Here is a 17,082-nt window from a genome sequence, read left to right on the forward strand (position 1 = left end):
TCCACGGCTGTTGTTCTCGGTCGCACTCGGTCACGCTCATTCACGCTTGTCGACGGTCCGGCGCGATTCAGCTGTGCATGTGCTTTTGTACGCCGTCAGCTTTTCCCACCGGACGTCAGAGCACCATAAGCGGTGGCTGTGGGTCCGGGGCCATCCTTTATAACGGACCTATCCGGCGCAACAGATGAATTCCTGACGTCTCCGACCTCACGTCTGCCCCGCGACGGTGGCACCATGACGCGGTGACCCTCGCACGACAGCACCCGATTCAGGTCGTCGCCCACCGAGGTGCCTCCGAAGAGGCCCCCGAGCACACCCTGGCCGCGTACAAGAAGGCGATCGAGGACGGTGCGGACGCCCTCGAGTGCGATGTACGGCTGACCGCGGACGGCCATCTCGTCTGCGTTCACGACCGCCGCGTCAACCGTACGTCCAACGGCCGCGGAGCGGTCTCGGCCCTGGAGCTCGCCGAGCTCGCCGCACTGGACTTCGGCGCCTGGAAGAACCGCGACGAGTCCCCCGACTGGGAGTACGGCCCCGGGGACCCGGAGGACACCTCCGTCCTCACCCTGGAGCGCCTGCTCGAACTCGTCGCCGACGCGGGCCGCCGCGTCGAGCTGGCCATCGAGACGAAGCACCCGACCCGCTGGGCGGGCCAGGTCGAGGAGCGACTGCTGCTCCTGCTGAAGCGTTTCGGCCTGGACGCCCCGGAGTCCGCCGCCGAGTCGCCCGTACGCGTCATGAGTTTCTCGGCGCGCTCGCTGCACCGCGTCCGCGCCGCGTCCCCGACTTTGCCCACGGTCTATCTGCTGCAGTTCATCTCGCCCCGGCTGCGCGACGGGCGGCTGCCGGCGGGTGTCCGGATCGCGGGCCCCTCGATGCGGATCGTACGCAGTCACCCCGCGTACATCGAACGGCTGAAACGAGCCGGACACCAGGTGCACGTCTGGACCGTGAACGAACCCGAGGACGTCGATCTCTGCGTTGAGCTGGGCATCGACGCCATCATCACCAACCGCCCGCGCGCGGTGCTGGACCAGCTGGGCCGCTGACTTCGGGGCACCCCTTCCGGGAAGCCACCTTCGGAACCCCCGAATCCACCGGGCCCCGGCGTCGAATTCAGGCCACACGATTACAGGGAGTGCACCGGCGCGTTCGTTCCGTATTCGATCGTTACGAGTGCGTCAGCAGACGTGGATTGGCCGGTTTCCGGTCCAGTCCAGAGGGGCATCCACACCGTGGCGTGGGGCAAAGGAGGTCTCGGGGGTGGCGTTGGTGGTGGCACAGGAGGTGCCCACGTCGTCGAGCATGGCCGTACCCCATGGCCCTGCGGGCGTGGGGACAGCAAGACACCGGATGCGTGATCAGCTGCGTTCCGGTGGCGTGGCGGAATCGGTCATCGACGATGCCGTACTGATCCTTTCCGAACTGCTCAGCAACGCGTGCAGGCACGGCAGGCCGCTGGGCGACGCCCTGGCCGGGGACGGCGACGTCCGGGCCGCGTGGCGCGTCGATCCGTCCGGAAGACTCACCGTCGAGGTGACGGACGGCGGTGGTCCGACCCGCCCGGTTCCGGCCACGCCCTCGGTCACCGCACACGGTGGCCGCGGGCTGAACATCATCACGGCGCTGGCCAAGGACTGGGGTGTGCGGGACGACGCCCGCGGCGAGGTCACGGTGTGGGTCGTCGTCCAGGAAGACGTGGACGACACGGCAACCGCGCGTCGGCGTGACGATTTCGCTACGCGCGTCGCGTCACCGACCGTATCGGGGATACCCGACCTGGACTTCGCGGACGCCTTCGACGACCTGGACTGAACCCGACCGCGCCGCACCGAGCGGGCTCCGCCGGCTGCGACACCGACCTGGACCGACGCGTCCGTTCCGGGACGACTCGGTGCGTTGTCCACAGGGTCCCGTCGGCTCTCGTACGAACGGCTAGGCTCGCGCCCGTACGAGACGAGCCGTGATCGGGAGACACCCACGATGGCCAAGAAGCGACCCCAGACGAAGGCCAAGCAGCCGCAGCTGAAGGACGGCGGCGAGATCCCGGTTGTCGGCGCTCGCGAGCCCTGCCCCTGCGGCAGTGGCCGCCGCTACAAGGCCTGTCACGGCCGAGCGGCCGCGCACGCCGTGACCGAGCTGGTGCACCGCCCCTTCGAGGGCCTGCCGGGCGAGGGCGACTGGGTCGCACTGCGCGAGCTGGTGCCCGCGGCGACGGTCGAGCTGAAGCTCAAGGAGAAGCTCCCCGAGGGCGTCCCCTCGGTCACGCTCGCCACCGTCCTGCCGATGGCATGGCCCGCGCTGCGCCGCGACGACGGCTCGGTCCTGCTCGGCCTGCAGAACGACACGGCGTCCGGTGACATCAGCCGCGACCTGGCCGACACGCTCCAGCGCGCGCTCGTCGCGCAGCCCGGCACTCCGGTCGAGGGCCGGCGCGCCCCGGCCGACGGTCCGCGCCTGCAGGACCTGCTCGACCCCGAAGGCGCCTTCGAGCCAGTTGTCCACGCGGGCTTCGAATTCTGGGTCCCGGACGCGGAGAACGCGACGCCGGAGGTGACCGCTTCCCTGGAGCGGGCCAACGCCGCCGCCATCCCGACCGTGAAGCTCTCCGGGGTCGACGCCGCCTACTGGTGCGAGACCCCCGACAAGAACCACCTCCGGTGGGTCATGCCACACCCGGAGGAGCAGCTTCTGGACGCGCTGGCGCGGCTGCACGCGGCCGGGCGGTCGAGCCTCGGGGAGGGCACCCGGCTGGTCGGCTCCTTCCGTGCGCACGGGCTCACGGTGCCGGTCTGGGACCTGCCGACGGGCGTCACGGCGGACGACATCGAGAAGCCGGCGGCCGAGTTCGCCGAGCGCCTCGCCACCGCTCTGGCCACGGACTCACCGCTCACCGCGGACGAGCGGCGCGCGCGCGGCGGCCTCACCAACCGACAGGTGACTCTCAGCTGACGCACAGACGGGGAAACTGACCGACTGGTCAGCTCGTCAGGACCTCACAAACGGGTGACTCCTGTCACAACTCCCCGTCATGACAGGTAAATCCGTGTCCGAATAGCCGAGATCGAATTTGCGAACCGCCGATCTCTTGTTACCGTTCGAGTAGCCCGGTTGCTGGTGCATCCCCCGTCGCCAGCAACCGGGTCTTTCCATGCGCGGAACCCCGTGAGACGTCAACGGCCTTGCTACAGGCCCGAGTTGCTCCCCGAGCGCAGCAACAGCGGCCCATGGACCCCGGCGCCTTTCGCGAACTCCGCGACCGCCGTGTAGGCCCCCGCATCGCCCGTCGCACGCTCCCTGGGCGTCTCGCACACCCCTGGATCGTCCTCCGCGCCCACCGCGCAGTTCATCTGCACCGCGCGGCCACCGGGCCCCATGAGGCTCAGTACGGAGCTCAACTCGTCACCGGTCGCATTGCGGTAGTAGGTGCGCGCCCAGGTGTCCTCACCCTGCGTGAGGACACAGGTCTGCGCCTCGATACCGTCGGGCGAGGAGAGTTCGGGTCCGCACCGGACGGCGGTGGAGAGGCCGAGACCGAGCAGCAGGGGGGAGCGTGTGGGTTCGGGAGCCTGCGGTCGGCCATCGGCACGCGCGGACCTGCGTACGCCTCCGGGGTCCGCGTCGCCCACAGGGCCGGCGGACGCCACAGCAAGCGGCAGGGCGACGATGAACGCCACGACGCCTGCCAGCGCCACAAGGCGAATTCTTCGGGGGTCTGGGGGGTTCCCCCCAGAATGACGCAGCATAGGGCGGACGATAACGAGCGGGAGCGGGCGTACGGTTCGCCGCGCGCCCGACACCCCTACAACTCGGGCGCGCTCACACCCGTACGAGTGAGGGCCTCCACCACGGCGTCCACGACGGCCTCGACATCGGGCACCCAGGGGGCGGCCGAGCCGGGCAGCGGGGCGCGCTCCCAGCGGATCTGGCCCTGGCCGGTCTCGGACGGCGGCAGCGCGATGTAGCCGCCCTCGCCGTGGAAGCGGAGGGAACCGGGAACGAAGTCCTTGGCGTAGAGCAGCTCGCCGAGCTGCTCCATGGAGTAGGGCGCGACGAGGATCGACCAGCGCGTGGGGGACGCGACGACGGGGCCGAGGCGCATGCCCTTGCGGTCGAGGGCGTCGAGGGCGCGGGCCGCCGCGAGGGCGGGCAGGCTCACCGCGCAGGGGGCCATGCCGCCGGTGGCCAGCACGATGGGTGCCGACGGTCGGTTGGTCCACCACCAGCGCACCATGCGCTCGTCGGTGGTGGCCGCGAGGAGACCGGGGTCGAAGGGATGGGCGCCGGGCACCGTGCACTCCGGGTCGGGGCATCCGCAGCGGGCGCGCCCCTGCGGGTCCGCCGCCACACCCGGGAGTACGGGCCACCGCCATTCGGCAGCGAAGGTCAGGGCCGCGCCGAGCACCTCAGGCCTCCCGTTGTTCCGCCGGGACAGGAGCCTGCGTCGCCTTCCGAGGATCTCGCGCATGAGCGCTCGTTCCTTTCCGTTGCACGCCTGGCAACACCGAGGACCACATCACACCATGTGTCGATCACTTCACTGTGCGTACCTGCTGGCGCATCACACCCCTGCTGGAGGCAAGGGGAACCCATCTGGGCCGAGCGTTTGGCTGCGTCCGCGTCCATACTGCGTCTATCTAAAGCATGGGCATGGCGTGGGGTGGCGGCGCCTGGCGTTTTGCTGTCCCGCGTATTTCTTGCCGCCTCCACCACGGGAGGATGGGGCACGGTCGTCGGTGGTTAAGACGCCCGGGTCCATTGCCAGGTTCCGGGCTGATCTCAACCACCCCTGGCCTTCTCCGAGTACGTACCCATCACGACCGCTGTGACGCTCCGTCGAACTAGGCCAGTCGACCTCAATAAGCCGTTGCCCGAGTCAGTTTTAAGCCAACTTTGCTTTCCCGCAAGGGTTACCGACAGTCTCACGGACACCAGGAATCCCAGCAGGACAATGCTGGACATCCCCTCACGAGTGCGTGTACATGTGGAGACACTGCTAGCGGCGCAGAACGACATGGGGGTTTGCGATGCTATTGAGCAATACGCACCGGTCGGAAAGCCGGACGCCATGAACGCCCCTCACCTTCCGAAAGTGGCTGGAATCGATTCAACGGTTCCCTCGCCCGCACACACTGTCGCGCCGACGCCTGCAGCCACGGGTGTCTCTTCGGCCACCTCTTCCACCGGCCCCGGAGCCGTTCTCCAGGATCGGCTCGCCGGCTGGGTCTCGGATCTCACCACGCTCCACGAACTCACCGAGCGCCTGGCGCGCACCGCCACACTGAGCGACGCGCTCCAGGAACTGCTGCGCGCCGGAGCCGCCCTCGTCGGCGCCCGGCGCGGCCTTGTCGTCATGGAACCGGGCGACGGACTCGGCCCCGAGACCACGATCGGCCTCGGCCTCGCCCGGGCGGATCTCGGCCACATCGAGACCGTGCCGCGCAGCTCCATGTCGTACGGGAAGATCCTGGACGGGCTGCCGGGCGGCGAGGGTGAGATCGCCCAGCCGGATCTCTTCTCCGAGGACGGGCTCGACCCCCGCCACCGCGAGGTGGCCGCCCGTCTCGGCTACGCCGCGAGCTACGCACTCCCCCTGGCCACCGAGGCGGCGGGCCGCCTGGGCGCCGCCGTGTGGCTCTACGACGAGCCCGCCGAACCGGTCGAGCGCCAGCGCCACCTCATCGGCCTCTACGCCCGGTACGCCACCGAGCACTTGGCACGGCTGGTGGACCTGGAGCGCACGCGCGCGTGCATGACGACGATCTCCGAGGAGCTGCTCCCCCCACGGCTTCCCCGGGTCTCCGGCGTCCAGCTCGCCGCACGGCACCGCACAGGCCCGCGCGGCGGCGGCGACTGGTACGACGCACTGCCGCTGCCCGACGCCGCGCTCGGCCTCGCGGTCGGCTCGGTCACCGGGTCCGGGCCCAGCGCGATCGCCGCGATGGGCCGGCTCAGGGCGTCCCTGAGGGCGTACGCCGTGATGGAGGGCGAGGACCCCGTCGCCGTCCTGTCCGATCTCGAACTGCTGCTGCGGCTGACCGAGCCCGCCCGTTCCGCGACCGCCCTCTTCGCGTACTGCGAGCCCGCGCTGCGCAAGCTCACGCTCGCCGGTGCCGGACACAGCCCGCCCCTGGTGATCGGCGCGCGCCGCACGGAGTTCGTGGAGACCTCCCTGTCGGCCCCCCTGGGCATGCTCGCCTGCTGGGAGGCGCCGAGCGTCGAACTGACCGCCGGCCCCGGCGAGACCGTGCTGCTCTACACCGACGGCCTGCTGCACCGCACCGGTGACCCCATGGACCGCGCCTTCGCCCGACTGCACGCGGCGGCGGCGAGCGTCCCCAGGGCGCTGCGCGAGGACCCCGGCGCGATCGCCGATCACGTCCTGCGGAGCGTGCTGCCGGACGGACTCGACGAGGCCGACAGCGAGGAGGACGTCGTACTCCTGGCGGCGCGTTTCGAGTGAGCTGTACGTAACAGGTCTTCCGGCCCTGGGCCCCCTTCAGTACGACCGTACGATGGTGGGGGTCCAGAGTCGTATCTAGGAGGCAGACCGTGTCGGAGGCGCTCAACCCGGAGACCCCGGAAGCCGTACTCGACGACGCCGCTGACGAAGCGGGCGAAGAGGAGCCGATCAAGCAGCGCAAGAACGGCCTGTACCCGGGCGTGTCCGACGAGCTGGCCGAGAGCATGAAGTCCGGCTGGGCCGACACCGAGCTGCGCGGCCTGGAGCCGATCGCACAGGCCGAGTACACCGCCGCCCGCCGCGCCGCGCTCTCCGCGCGCTTCCCGGGCGAGCGCCTGGTGATCCCCGCGGGCAACCTGAAGACCCGCTCGAACGACACGGAGTACCCCTTCCGCGCCTCGGTCGAGTACGCGTACCTCACCGGCAACCTGACCGAGGACGGCGTCCTGGTCCTGGAGCCGATCGCCGAGGGCCACAAGGCGACGATCTACCTGCTGCCGCGCTCCGACCGCGAGAACGGCGAGTTCTGGCTGTCCGGCCAGGGCGAGCTGTGGGTCGGCCGCCGCCACTCCCTCACCGAGGCCGAGCAGCTGTACGGCATCCCGGCCTCGGACGTGCGCGAACTGGCCGACAAGCTGAGGGAAGCCACCGGACCGGTGCGTGTCGTGCGCGGCTACGACGCCGGTATCCAGGCGGCCCTGACCGACAAGGTGACCGCCGAGCGCGACGAGGAGCTTCGGGTCTTCCTCTCCGAGGCGCGGTTGGTCAAGGACGAGTTCGAGGCCGGCGAGCTGCAGAAGGCCGTCGACTCGACGGTGCGCGGCTTCGAGGACGTCGTACGGGTCCTGGACAAGGCCGAGGCGACCAGCGAGCGCTACATCGAGGGCACCTTCTTCCTGCGCGCGCGGGTCGAGGGCAACGACATCGGCTACGGCTCGATCTGCGCCGCGGGGCCGCACGCCTGCACCCTGCACTGGGTGCGCAACGACGGCCCGGTCCGCTCCGGCGACCTGCTGCTGCTCGACGCGGGCGTCGAGACGCACACGCTCTACACCGCCGACGTCACGCGCACGCTGCCGATCAGCGGCACGTACACGGAGATCCAGAAGAAGATCTACGACGCCGTGTACGAGGCCCAGGAGGCCGGTATCGAGGCCGTGCAGCCGGGCGCCAAGTACCGCGACTTCCACGACGCCGCGCAGCGCGTGCTGGCCGAGAAGCTCGTCGAGTGGGGTCTGGTCGAGGGCCCGGTCGAGCGTGTCCTGGAGCTGGGCCTGCAGCGCCGCTGGACCCTGCACGGCACGGGCCACATGCTCGGCATGGACGTCCACGACTGCGCCGCCGCGCGGACCGAGACGTACGTCGAGGGCACGCTGGAGCCGGGCATGTGCCTCACCGTCGAGCCGGGCCTGTACTTCCAGGCGGACGATCTGACGGTGCCGGAGGAGTACCGCGGCATCGGCGTCCGCATCGAGGACGACATTCTGGTCACCGAGGACGGCAACCGGAACCTGTCGGCGGGGCTTCCGCGCCGCTCCGACGAGGTCGAGGCCTGGATGGCATCCCTGAAGGGCTGACATAGTGCCCCGCGAGGGCTGATACGAGACTCATGGCCGGGTGCCCTTCTGGGCACCCGGCCATTGGTGTGTCCAGGGGTGTCCGGTGGCCCCCGGGTTTTTGGTTTGCCCAGGGAGCTTCCGGTGGCTCCTGGGGTTCTGGTGTGCCTAGGGGGGCGGCTTTTCGTGGACGGCTTGGACGACTTCTGGTCCGGCGTCGGAGTGGACCTGCATCTGGAACCGGACGCCGCGGCGGGGCGCAGGGCCGGGCTCGAGCGTGCCCTGCGCGACGCCGTGCGCGACGGACGGCTCGCTCCGGGCACCCGACTGCCCGCGACCCGGCGGCTGGCAGCCGAGCTGGGCGTCTCGCGAGGCACCGCGAAGGGGGCGTACGACCAGCTGATCGCCGAGGGGTATTTGACGGCGCGGCAGGGGTCGGGCACCGAGGTCGCCCGATTGCCGGCCACTTCTTTGGAGGCGCCGGACGGGCGGGCACGCGCGCGTGCACCCCGTTTCGATCTGCGCCCCGGCAGCCCGGACGTCGGTACGTTCCCGGCGGCGGCCTGGTTGCGGTCCCTGCGCCGCGCGATCGCGACGGCGCCCTCCTTGGCGTACGACTACGGGGATCCGCGTGGCCGGATCGAACTGCGCACGGCGCTGTCGGGCTACCTGGGGCGGGCGCGGGGGGTGATCGCGCCGCCCGAGCGGATCGTCATCACATCGGGGTACGTGCAGGGGCTCGCGCTGCTCACGCGGGTGCTGGACGGCGGGACGGTCGCCATGGAGGACCCGGGGCTGCCGTTCCACCGGGATGTGGTGCGCAAGAGCGGCGGAACCGTGGCGCCACTGCCGGTCGACGAACGCGGCGCCTTTGCGGACGAGTTGGATTCCGCCCGCGCGGACGCGGTCGTCGTCACGCCCGCGCACCAGTACCCGACCGGCGTGACCCTGCACCCCGAGCGGCGGCGGGCGCTCACCGACTGGGCACGCGCGCGTGACGGGCTGATCGTCGAGGACGACTACGACGGGGAGTTCCGCTACGACCGGCAGCCGGTCGGCGCCCTCCAGGGGATGGCGCCGGGCCACGTCGTGTACCTGGGCACGGCCTCCAAGACGCTCGGGCCGGCGCTGCGCCTCGGCTGGATGGTGCTGCCGCCGCACCTGGTCGACGCGGTGGCCGACATCAAACTGCACAGCGACCATCAAACCGAGTCCATCGGCCAGTTGGCGCTCGCCGAGATGATCGACAGCCACGCCTACGACCGCCATGTGCGCGCGTGCCGTCTGCGGTACCGGCGGCGCAGGGACCAGCTCCTTGACCGGCTGGGGGCGCGCAGGAGCGTACGAGGGATCGCCGCGGGACTGCACGCGTTGGTGGAGGTGGCGGACGAGGCGGAGGTACTGGCGCGGGCGGAGGAGGAGGGGCTCGCGGTCGGGCATCTCGGGGACCACTGGCACGCGCCCGGTGAGGGGCGGCCGCAGGGGCTGGTCGTGGGGTACGGGACGCCTCGGGAGCGGCTGTATCCCGAGGCGTTGGAGATGTTGGGGCGGGTGCTGGACGCGGTGTGAGCCTGGGCCGGCGCTGACAGATGTCATGGGACGACCATGAATTGGGTCATGAAAAGGCGTGAGGAATGGTCCTGTTGAGCGGTCCACCCGGCCCGTAGCGTCGAAGACATGACGAACCCGGCAGCACCTCTCGAGTCGAGCCGCCTTGTCCCGCCCGCCGGCCCGCAGCGCGTCCTCGCCCTCGCCCAGCTGGGCAACTCCGTGGGGGACGGCGCCTATTACGTGACGTCCGCTCTGTATTTCACCCACGTCGTGGGACTTGCCCCCGCGCGCGTGGGGCTCGGGCTGACGATCGCGTGGGCGATCGGCTCGCTGGTCGGCGTGCCGCTGGGCCGGCTTGCCGACCGGCGCGGGCCGCGCGGCACGGCGGTGCTGCTGGCGCTGGCGACCGCGGCGGCGGTGGCGTCCTTCCTGGTCGTCCGCGGCTTCGTCCCCTTCGTCCTCGCCGCGTGCGCATACGCGTCCGCGCAGTCGGGGCTGGCGGCGACCCGGCAGGCACTGCTCGCGGGGCTGGTGCCGGCCGGGGAGCGGACCGGGCTGCTCGCCCATCTCCAGTCGACGCTCAACGCCGGTCTGGCGGTGGGCGCGGGCCTCGGCGGGCTCGCGCTGCACGCCGGGACACGGGCCGCGTATCTCGGGGTGTTCGCGCTGGACTCGGTGAGCTTTCTGCTGTGCGCGGCGCTGCTGCTGCGGCTGCCGTCGGTGCCGGCCGTGGCACCCGTGGCCGTGCGCCGGGGACAAGGACTCGGCGTCCTGCGCGACCGCCCGTACGTACTGGTCACGTTCCTCAACACCGTGCTGCTGCTGCGGATGCCGCTGCTCAGCCTCGGCATCCCGCTGTGGATCACCGAGCGCACCGAGGCGCCCGCCTGGCTGGTCTCCGCGCTGTTCGTGCTCAACACGGGTGCGGTGATGGTCTTCCAGGTACGGATGGCCCGCGGTGTCACCGGCCTCGCGACCGCCACGCGCGCGATACGCCGCTCCGGACTCGTCATGCTGGCGTCCTGCGCGGTCTTCGCCCTGTCGTCCGGCGCATCCCCGTTCGTCGCCGCCGGGATCCTCGTGATGGGCGCGATCCTCCAAGTCGTCGCCGAGATGCAGCAGTCCGCGGGCTCCTGGCAACTGGCCTTCGACCTCGCCCCGACCGACCGGATGGGCGAATACCAGGGTTTCTTCGGCACCGGCGTCACCGTGGCCCGCACGATGGGGCCACTCGTCCTGACGACCCTGCTGGTGAGCTGGGGGACTCCGGGGTGGCTGCTGCTGGGAGGCTTGATGGTGGGGGCGTCGTACGGAATGGGACCGGCGACGCGGTGGGCGACCACGAGGCGCGTCGATGAACTGCCGTACATGGGCGCGGGCATGCGTGCCGCCGAGGCGGCAACCCACCCGCTCTGACTGCGGGCAATCGTGCCGCTGGGGCGGCACCCGTCCCAAAGAAAGCGGCACCCTGCAAGCGTCGGTAAGCGCACCCAGCCCGAGCTCGGCACCGTCGCCGGGTTCCTCAGGCAACCCGCGCCACAGAGTTGACCACCACCGGCAGCGAGTCCACGAACAGCGCCCCCGCAAGAAGCACGCCGCTGCCCCGCGGGCTCCACGCGCACGCGTGAAGGTCGTCGTCGAGGGCGGACAGCGCCTCGCGCCCCGCCTCCGTGAAAGTCCCGCCCGCTTCCAGCACCCCACGGGCGCCCGCCTGAACATGGCGAAGCCCGAGGGGGCCGACGGTGTACAGCAACTCCGTGTCCTGGAGGGTCGACATGACGGTGAGAAGGGCGTCGAGCCGTGCGTACGGTTCGGGCGCACCGGCCTGGCGGGCGCGGGCGAGCGCGTCCAACGCCCGCCGCACGTGCGGAAATCCCGCTCGCGCCTCGCCTCGCGCCCCCGCGGCACCGTACTTCGCCGACACGGACGACCCCCGCGAGGGCCGCCGCGGCGCCCGCCGGTCGGCGTGCGCCGCGATCCGCTTGGCGGCCGCGGCGACGTCGTTCCCGGTGGCCCGGGGATTCAGGGCCGCGCCCGCGACCAGGAGCCCGAGGGCCCACAGGGCGCCGCGGTGGCCGCCGCCCGCCAGGGCCACCGAGTGCTCGGTGCACCGGCCGATCGCGCCCAGCTCCGCACGGAGTTCGGGCGTGGGATGACCGGTGCGGCGGGCGGCGGCCGCCATGGCCGCGAGTCCGGGCGCCAGCGCCTTGGCCGACCAGCGCAGGGAACAGTGGTCCTGGCGGGTGGTCCGGGCGCCGAGATCGCGCGGGTCGGGCAGTCCGGGCTTGGGGGCCAGCTCCAGCTGCCACGTCAGCGCGGCCACGGCGGCCTGCGCCAGCGTCTCGTCCTCGCGGCTGCTCATCGGCGTACCTTACGAGGACGCCGAGGCGGACGGGGAGGCGCTGTCGCTCGGGGCGTCGCTCGGCGGCGTACCGGTCGGAGCGCCGCTCGGAGCGCCGCTCGGGGGCGTGCCGCCACCGCCGCTGCCCGCGCCGGTGTTCTCCGCGTCCGGGTCGATGCCGAGGGTGATGAACCCCTTGTAGCCCTTGGACGGGTCCTTCTTGTGCACGGCCTTGAGGGTGAGCAGATCGCTGGCGGCGCCACCGCCGTCGTACACCATGTCGTCGGCGAGCTTGGTGTAGCTGCCGCTGTGCTTGGAGTAGGGCTCCAGCGCGAAGATCTCCTCGGCGACGTCGTCGTCGAAGAAGAGCTGGCCGGTGTAGTTGACCGTGCCGCCCTCGTAGGTGCCGTCCTCCTTCTCGCCGCCGGTGTGCACCTTGACGTGGATGTGGCAGGTGCGCGGCGTGTACCAGCCGGGGAAGATCGTCTCGAACTTGACGACCCCGTTGGCGTTGGCGATCTGGTAACCGCGCAGGTAGGTCTGGTCGTTGGCGGTGGAGCCGTCCTCGCTCTCGGCGGGCGCGGAGCCACCGGGGTTGGCGGTGGTGTAGCCGGAGTAGTAGCCCCAGGCGTCGCAGTGCCAGATCTCCACGGCGGCGCCGGAGACCGGGTTGCAGGAGTCGGTGGTGTCCTGAACGGTGATGCGCAGCGTCAGTGGAACGCCGCTCTTGCCCTCGGTGATGTCCTTCCGCACCAGGGCGCCATCCAGGTAGTACGGGCCCTCGGTGACGCTGGACATCAGCACGCAGGTGCCGCTGCTCGAGCTCGCCGAGGCCGACGCCTCGGCGTCGGTGGTCGTGGTCTCGTCGGCGAAAGCCGCCTGGTATCCGGCGACCGCGAGGCCTCCGGCGGCGACCGTGCCTCCGGTCACCGCGATCGCGCGGCGCCGGGTGATCGACTTGTCTTTGTGGCTTCCCGTCATGCTGGGAAAATTAGGAACGTCAGCCCTCAAAGACATGGGGGTGCACTGTGATTGACCTGTGGACTCTGAGAAAGCTGAGGTAGGCGGGAGACCGTCCCAAGGCCTGTCCTAGAACTCCAGGCCGTTCGACAGCAGCGGCAGATGTCGTTCGTACAGCTCCGCCAGGTCCTCCGTGCCGCCGCCCTCGACCCAGTGCCGTACGAGGGTCGTGAAGACGGCGATGATCGCCGCGGCCGCGCACTTCACATCGAGGTCCGAGGCGTTCCGGCCGCTGCGCTCCGCGATGATCGCGGCGATCTCCTGCTCGCTGCGCTCCTGCTCGCCGACCGAGCGGGCCCGGATCGCGGGGTCCGTGAAGGTGATCCGGGTGCGCAGCAGCAGTTCCTCGCGGTCGTGGTCCAGCATCTGGCCCAGGGGGCCCCTCAGGGCCTGCAGGATCGCGTCGACGATCGGTTCGTCGGCCGGGCGGGCGCGCAGTGCCTCGGCGAGCGCGGGGTCGTACTCGTCCTGGATGACCACGTCCTCTTTGGTGGGGAAGTACCGGAAGAACGTGCTGGGGGAGATCTCGGCCGCCTCCGCGATCTGGTCGACCGTGGTCGCCTCGTACCCGTGTTCGGCGAACAGGCGGTACGCCTCGCGCCGGACCCGGTCGCGGGTCTTCTGCTTCTTGCGCTCCCGCAGACCGAGTGGCGCGGCCGAGGTCTCCTGCGTCGTCATGCCGTTTTCTCCTGCGTCGTCATGCCATCGATTCTGCGTGCTCGGGCTCGGCCTCGGCCACCTTCCGGGACGCCGTGGACCGGCTCGGCAGATAGATCGCGGCCAGTACGGCGGCCAGCAGGGAGATGATCCCGCAGGCCGTCAGGACCAGGTTCATGCCGTGGACGAAGGCCTCGTGCGCGCTGCCGGCGAGGCCCGTGTCGTGCAGCCGGCGGGCGACCTCGTCCGCGCCGGACACCGAGTCGCGGGCCGCGTTTGCCGCCGTCGCCGGGAGCCCGTCGGTGGTGAGCCGGGCCAGGTAGCCGTAGCCGAGCAGGCTGCCGAGGCCGGCCACGCCGAGGACGCCGCCGAGCTGTTGGACGGTCTCCAGGAGGCTGGTCCCCTGCCCCGTGTTGCCGTCCGGCAGTGAGCCCATCACCAGGCTGGTCGCGGGCACGACGGCGAGGCCGAAGCCCAGTCCGGTGAGGGAGAGCCAGAGCGCGGTGAAGCCGTAGCCGCTGGAAAGGTCCGTGGTCGCCCCGAGGAAGACCCCGCCGGCGAGGATGGCCATGCCGAGCGGGACGACGGTGCGGGCGCCGAGCCGGGGCACGAGGGCCTCGCTCGCCGTGGCGGCGGCCATCAGCCCGCCGATCAGGGGCAGTACGCGGATGCCGGTGCCGAAGGAGTCGTGGCCGAGCACGGCCTGCAGGTACTGCGGGACGACGAACAGGATGCCCATCACCGCGAAGTTGACGAAGACCGCGATCAGCGTGCCCCACAGGAAGCGGCGGTCGGCGAACAGTTTCAGGTCGACGAGCGGGTGCGGGTGGCGTCGCTCGCGCACCACGAACCCGGTGAGCAGGGCGGCCGCGGCGACGAGGGTGGCGAGGACGGCCGGGTCGGTCCAGCCGTCGCGCGGGATCAGGATCGTGCCGTAGACGAGTGCGGTGATACCGAGGGCGCTCAGTACGGTGCCGAGGGCGTCGAAGGGGGTGGCGGCGCGCTCCTTGTCGGCGGGCGAGCGCTGCTTGTCGGCCGCCGCGTACTCCTTGTCGGCGGCCGTGCGCTTCTTCTCGGCGGCCGTGCTCTTCTTCTCGCTCGGCAGCAGCCACAGCCCGGCGGCCAGGGCGAGGACCGTGACCGGCACGTTGAAGAGGAAGACCGAACCCCACCAGAAGTGGTCGAGCAGCCAGCCGCCGACGAGCGGGCCGACCGGCATACCCAGGGCGGTGGCGGCGGTCCAGACGGCGATGGCCTTCGGCAGCTCCTCCTTGGCGAAGACGCGCGGCAGGATCGCCATCGACAGCGGCATGATCGTGGCGGCGCCGAGGCCGAGGACCGCCCGGGCAGCGATGACCGTCGCGGGCGACCCGGCGAACGCGCCGCCCAGCGAGGCGAGTCCGAACAGCGCGATCCCCCAGAGCAGCAGCCGTTTGTGGCCGTACCGGTCGCCGAGCAGCCCGACGGGAAGCATCGCCACGGACAGGGCCAGCAGATAGCCGCCGCCGATCCACTGCAACTGCGCGCTGTCGGCATGCAGATCACCGGCGAGGGTCGGCAGGGCGACATTGATGATCGTGCCGTCGAGCCCGACGATCAGCACGCTCAGCGTGAGGGCGGCCAGGGCCAGCCAACGGCGGGGCGACACGGAAGAGTACGAAGGCAGGGCAGGCAGGTTGGGCAAAGACATGCGGACCTCCAAGAGGGGGCAACCTGATGAGAGGCTACCCCCAAATGAGAGTCCACTACCAATATAAAGTTCGCTTCCATTTTGAGCAGCGGCGCCGGTGAGGGTTCCGCCGCTGCTCAGAGCCCTAGGCCGTCAGCAAAGAGGGGTCCTTCTTCCACTTGAGGATCTTGTCGAAGCTGACCACGGCGCCGCCCCGCCCCGGCTCGTTGCCGATGTGGACGTGGTCGGCGAGCTCCTGGATCAGACACAGGCCACGCCCGTGCTCGGCATCGCCGCGTGCCGGACGCAGCGGGGTGCGGGCACGGCCGGCCGGGAAACCGGGGCCGGAATCGATGACTTCGATGCGGCACTTCTCGCCGTCGAGGTAGGCGGTCACCCGGTAGGCCTCGGACGATGCGCCGTGCATCGCGTCCCCGCCGTGCTCGACGGCGTTCGCACAGGCCTCACTGAGGGCGACGGAGAGGTCGTAGGAGACGTCCGGGTCGACGCCCGCGCTCTCCATCGTGCCGAGCAGCAGGCGTCTGGCGAGCGGAACGCTCGCAGCTTCGCGCCGCAAATGGAGTGACCACCAGATGCTCATGCTCCAGCCTCCTGGCCGCGGCTCGACATACCGTTACGTATTGCCGCAAGGACCCGTGCGCAATCGCCCACTTGACGTGATACCGCCCATACGGCGGATGCGCGCGCGACAAAGATCGGTGTATGTGCGTTCGGCTTGCCCCAAATGGTGATCTTGTGGGTCGTACGTCACCTTGCGGACCTGCCGTAAGAAGCGGGTAGGGCCAGTGCGATGATGAGCCCGCCATGACTGCCCCCCACCAGCGCGCGGCGCGCTCCGGACTCGGTCTCCGGATGGTGCCCTCCGGATGCGATCTCCGGATCCTGCGGGCCGCGGTGTTCGCCGCGGTCTGCGTCGTGCTGGCCGCGGCCGGTCATGGGCTCGCCTCCTGCACCACGGTCCCGCTGTGGACACTGGGCGCCGGATTCCTCGCGGTCTTCGCCGTCGCCGCCGCGCTGGCGGGGCGTGAACGCGCGCTGCCGGGCATCGTGGCGCTTCTCGCGGTCGGGCAGACCGTGCTGCACACACTCTTCGGGCTCGGCCTGTACGGCGGTACGTCGTCCATGGGGTCCATGGCCTCGGGCATGTCGATGTCCGACGCCTCGCTCGTCGAGCGGGCCGCACGCCTCGTGTGCGGCACGACCGCGGCGGCCATCAGCCCCGCGCAGGCCCAGAAGATCCTCGCCGACGCGCGGATCGACACGGGCATGGCACAGTCCATGCACCACCCCGCGGACGCCATGTCGGCCACCGCGGGCTCCTCGATGCCGGTGCTGCCCTCCCTGCCGATGCTGCTCGCACACGTCGTCGCGGCCGTCGCCGCCGGATGGGTGCTGCGCCGCGGGGACATGGCGCTGCTGCGTCTCATGCGGCTGTCCGCGCACGGGGTTGCGGAAGGGGCGCTCGTACGGTCTTTGCGCGCCGCGTTCGCTCTCGTACGCGCCCTGCGCACGGGACTTCCGGGTGCGCCCGACGTGGCACGCACCCCGCGCACCGCGCTCCTCGCGCCCCCGAAGCCGCGTACGACCGCGCTTCAACACACCGTCATCCGGCGCGGGCCGCCCTCCTCCACCGCACTCGTCCTCGCCGCCTGACACGACGCGCCACTCCACCGAGGGGCTGCCGTCGTGCGGCACGCGCGCGTGCCTGGCTTTTTCGGTGCCCCGCTCAGGGAGCGTTTCCGTACGCCCCAGAGGCACCGTTTCGCACGCGCACCCCTCTTTCTCACCGGACTCATCGCTC

General features: G+C 71.0%; 15 protein-coding genes. 8 read left to right on the forward strand and 7 right to left on the reverse strand.

What is annotated here, in order from left to right:
• Positions 1-242 precede the first annotated feature (242 nt).
• From AB5J53_RS23950 to AB5J53_RS23960, 3 genes are all read left to right on the forward strand, one after another.
• Positions 243-1,052, forward strand: a complete 810-nt coding sequence (locus AB5J53_RS23950) for a glycerophosphodiester phosphodiesterase (protein ID WP_369247707.1) — start codon at positions 243-245, stop codon at positions 1,050-1,052.
• Positions 1,053-1,179: 127 nt separating this feature from the next.
• Positions 1,180-1,818, forward strand: a complete 639-nt coding sequence (locus AB5J53_RS23955; protein ID WP_369247708.1) for an ATP-binding protein — start codon at positions 1,180-1,182, stop codon at positions 1,816-1,818.
• A gap of 168 nt (positions 1,819-1,986) precedes the next feature.
• Complete coding sequence (locus tag AB5J53_RS23960) at positions 1,987-2,955, forward strand: DUF5926 family protein (RefSeq protein ID WP_369247709.1); 969 nt, start codon at positions 1,987-1,989, stop codon at positions 2,953-2,955.
• Between the two features lie 233 nt (positions 2,956-3,188).
• Here the strand turns inward: AB5J53_RS23960 and AB5J53_RS23965 are convergent, their stop codons facing one another.
• Positions 3,189-3,749, reverse strand: a complete 561-nt coding sequence (locus tag AB5J53_RS23965; RefSeq protein WP_369247710.1) for a hypothetical protein — start codon at positions 3,747-3,749, stop codon at positions 3,189-3,191.
• A gap of 56 nt (positions 3,750-3,805) precedes the next feature.
• Positions 3,806-4,471, reverse strand: a complete 666-nt coding sequence (locus AB5J53_RS23970; protein ID WP_369247711.1) for a bifunctional DNA primase/polymerase — start codon at positions 4,469-4,471, stop codon at positions 3,806-3,808.
• A 483-nt stretch (positions 4,472-4,954) separates the two neighbouring features.
• Between AB5J53_RS23970 and AB5J53_RS23975 the strand changes: the two genes are divergently transcribed.
• From AB5J53_RS23975 to AB5J53_RS23990, 4 genes are all read left to right on the forward strand, one after another.
• Entirely contained in the window at positions 4,955-6,466 is a 1,512-nt protein-coding gene (locus tag AB5J53_RS23975) for a PP2C family protein-serine/threonine phosphatase (RefSeq protein WP_369247712.1), read from the forward strand.
• An 89-nt stretch (positions 6,467-6,555) separates the two neighbouring features.
• Positions 6,556-8,043: an aminopeptidase P family protein gene (locus tag AB5J53_RS23980; protein WP_369247713.1), complete on the forward strand. Its 1,488-nt coding sequence runs from the start codon at positions 6,556-6,558 to the stop codon at positions 8,041-8,043.
• 174 nt (positions 8,044-8,217) lie between these two features.
• A complete protein-coding gene (locus AB5J53_RS23985; protein WP_369252424.1) occupies positions 8,218-9,591 on the forward strand; it encodes a PLP-dependent aminotransferase family protein in 1,374 nt (457 codons plus the stop codon).
• A gap of 108 nt (positions 9,592-9,699) precedes the next feature.
• Positions 9,700-10,989: an MFS transporter gene (locus tag AB5J53_RS23990; RefSeq protein WP_369247714.1), complete on the forward strand. Its 1,290-nt coding sequence runs from the start codon at positions 9,700-9,702 to the stop codon at positions 10,987-10,989.
• Positions 10,990-11,095: 106 nt separating this feature from the next.
• Here AB5J53_RS23990 and AB5J53_RS23995 read toward each other — a convergent pair whose 3' ends face one another.
• The 5 genes from AB5J53_RS23995 to AB5J53_RS24015 all read right to left on the reverse strand — a co-directional run bounded on the left by AB5J53_RS23995 (position 11,096) and on the right by AB5J53_RS24015 (position 15,861).
• Positions 11,096-11,935, reverse strand: coding sequence for a triphosphoribosyl-dephospho-CoA synthase (locus tag AB5J53_RS23995; RefSeq protein WP_369247715.1), 840 nt, complete (start codon positions 11,933-11,935; stop codon positions 11,096-11,098).
• A 9-nt stretch (positions 11,936-11,944) separates the two neighbouring features.
• Positions 11,945-12,895: an intradiol ring-cleavage dioxygenase gene (locus AB5J53_RS24000; protein ID WP_369247716.1), complete on the reverse strand. Its 951-nt coding sequence runs from the start codon at positions 12,893-12,895 to the stop codon at positions 11,945-11,947.
• A 108-nt stretch (positions 12,896-13,003) separates the two neighbouring features.
• A complete protein-coding gene (locus AB5J53_RS24005; RefSeq protein WP_369247717.1) occupies positions 13,004-13,612 on the reverse strand; it encodes a TetR family transcriptional regulator in 609 nt (202 codons plus the stop codon).
• 19 nt (positions 13,613-13,631) lie between these two features.
• Positions 13,632-15,281 (reverse strand): MFS transporter, encoded by a 1,650-nt coding sequence (locus AB5J53_RS24010; protein ID WP_369247718.1) that lies wholly within the window; start codon positions 15,279-15,281, stop codon positions 13,632-13,634.
• Between the two features lie 124 nt (positions 15,282-15,405).
• Positions 15,406-15,861, reverse strand: a complete 456-nt coding sequence (locus AB5J53_RS24015) for an ATP-binding protein (protein ID WP_369247719.1) — start codon at positions 15,859-15,861, stop codon at positions 15,406-15,408.
• Positions 15,862-16,085: 224 nt separating this feature from the next.
• On the opposite strand from AB5J53_RS24015, the gene AB5J53_RS24020 reads away from it, so the two are divergent.
• Complete coding sequence (locus tag AB5J53_RS24020; RefSeq protein WP_369247720.1) at positions 16,086-16,934, forward strand: hypothetical protein; 849 nt, start codon at positions 16,086-16,088, stop codon at positions 16,932-16,934.
• Positions 16,935-17,082 lie beyond the last annotated feature (148 nt).

The organism is Streptomyces sp. R41 (assembly GCF_041053055.1).
In the GTDB taxonomy this organism is placed as follows: Bacteria; Actinomycetota; Actinomycetes; order Streptomycetales; family Streptomycetaceae; genus Streptomyces.

Bases quoted from the DNA above. Each gene is read 5' to 3' on its own strand.
- AB5J53_RS23960 (WP_369247709.1), top strand. From the start codon at position 1,987: ATGGCCAAGAAGCGACCCCAGACGAAGGCCAAGCAGCCGCAGCTGAAG.
- AB5J53_RS23965 (WP_369247710.1), bottom strand. From the start codon at position 3,749: ATGCTGCGTCATTCTGGGGGGAACCCCCCAGACCCCCGAAGAATTCGC.
- AB5J53_RS23970 (WP_369247711.1), bottom strand. From the start codon at position 4,471: ATGCGCGAGATCCTCGGAAGGCGACGCAGGCTCCTGTCCCGGCGGAAC.
- AB5J53_RS23975 (WP_369247712.1), top strand. From the start codon at position 4,955: ATGCTGGACATCCCCTCACGAGTGCGTGTACATGTGGAGACACTGCTA.
- AB5J53_RS23990 (WP_369247714.1), top strand. From the start codon at position 9,700: ATGACGAACCCGGCAGCACCTCTCGAGTCGAGCCGCCTTGTCCCGCCC.
- AB5J53_RS23995 (WP_369247715.1), bottom strand. From the start codon at position 11,935: ATGAGCAGCCGCGAGGACGAGACGCTGGCGCAGGCCGCCGTGGCCGCG.
- AB5J53_RS24000 (WP_369247716.1), bottom strand. From the start codon at position 12,895: ATGACGGGAAGCCACAAAGACAAGTCGATCACCCGGCGCCGCGCGATC.
- AB5J53_RS24005 (WP_369247717.1), bottom strand. From the start codon at position 13,612: ATGACGACGCAGGAGACCTCGGCCGCGCCACTCGGTCTGCGGGAGCGC.
- AB5J53_RS24010 (WP_369247718.1), bottom strand. From the start codon at position 15,281: ATGTCTTTGCCCAACCTGCCTGCCCTGCCTTCGTACTCTTCCGTGTCG.
- AB5J53_RS24015 (WP_369247719.1), bottom strand. From the start codon at position 15,861: ATGAGCATCTGGTGGTCACTCCATTTGCGGCGCGAAGCTGCGAGCGTT.
- AB5J53_RS24020 (WP_369247720.1), top strand. From the start codon at position 16,086: ATGACTGCCCCCCACCAGCGCGCGGCGCGCTCCGGACTCGGTCTCCGG.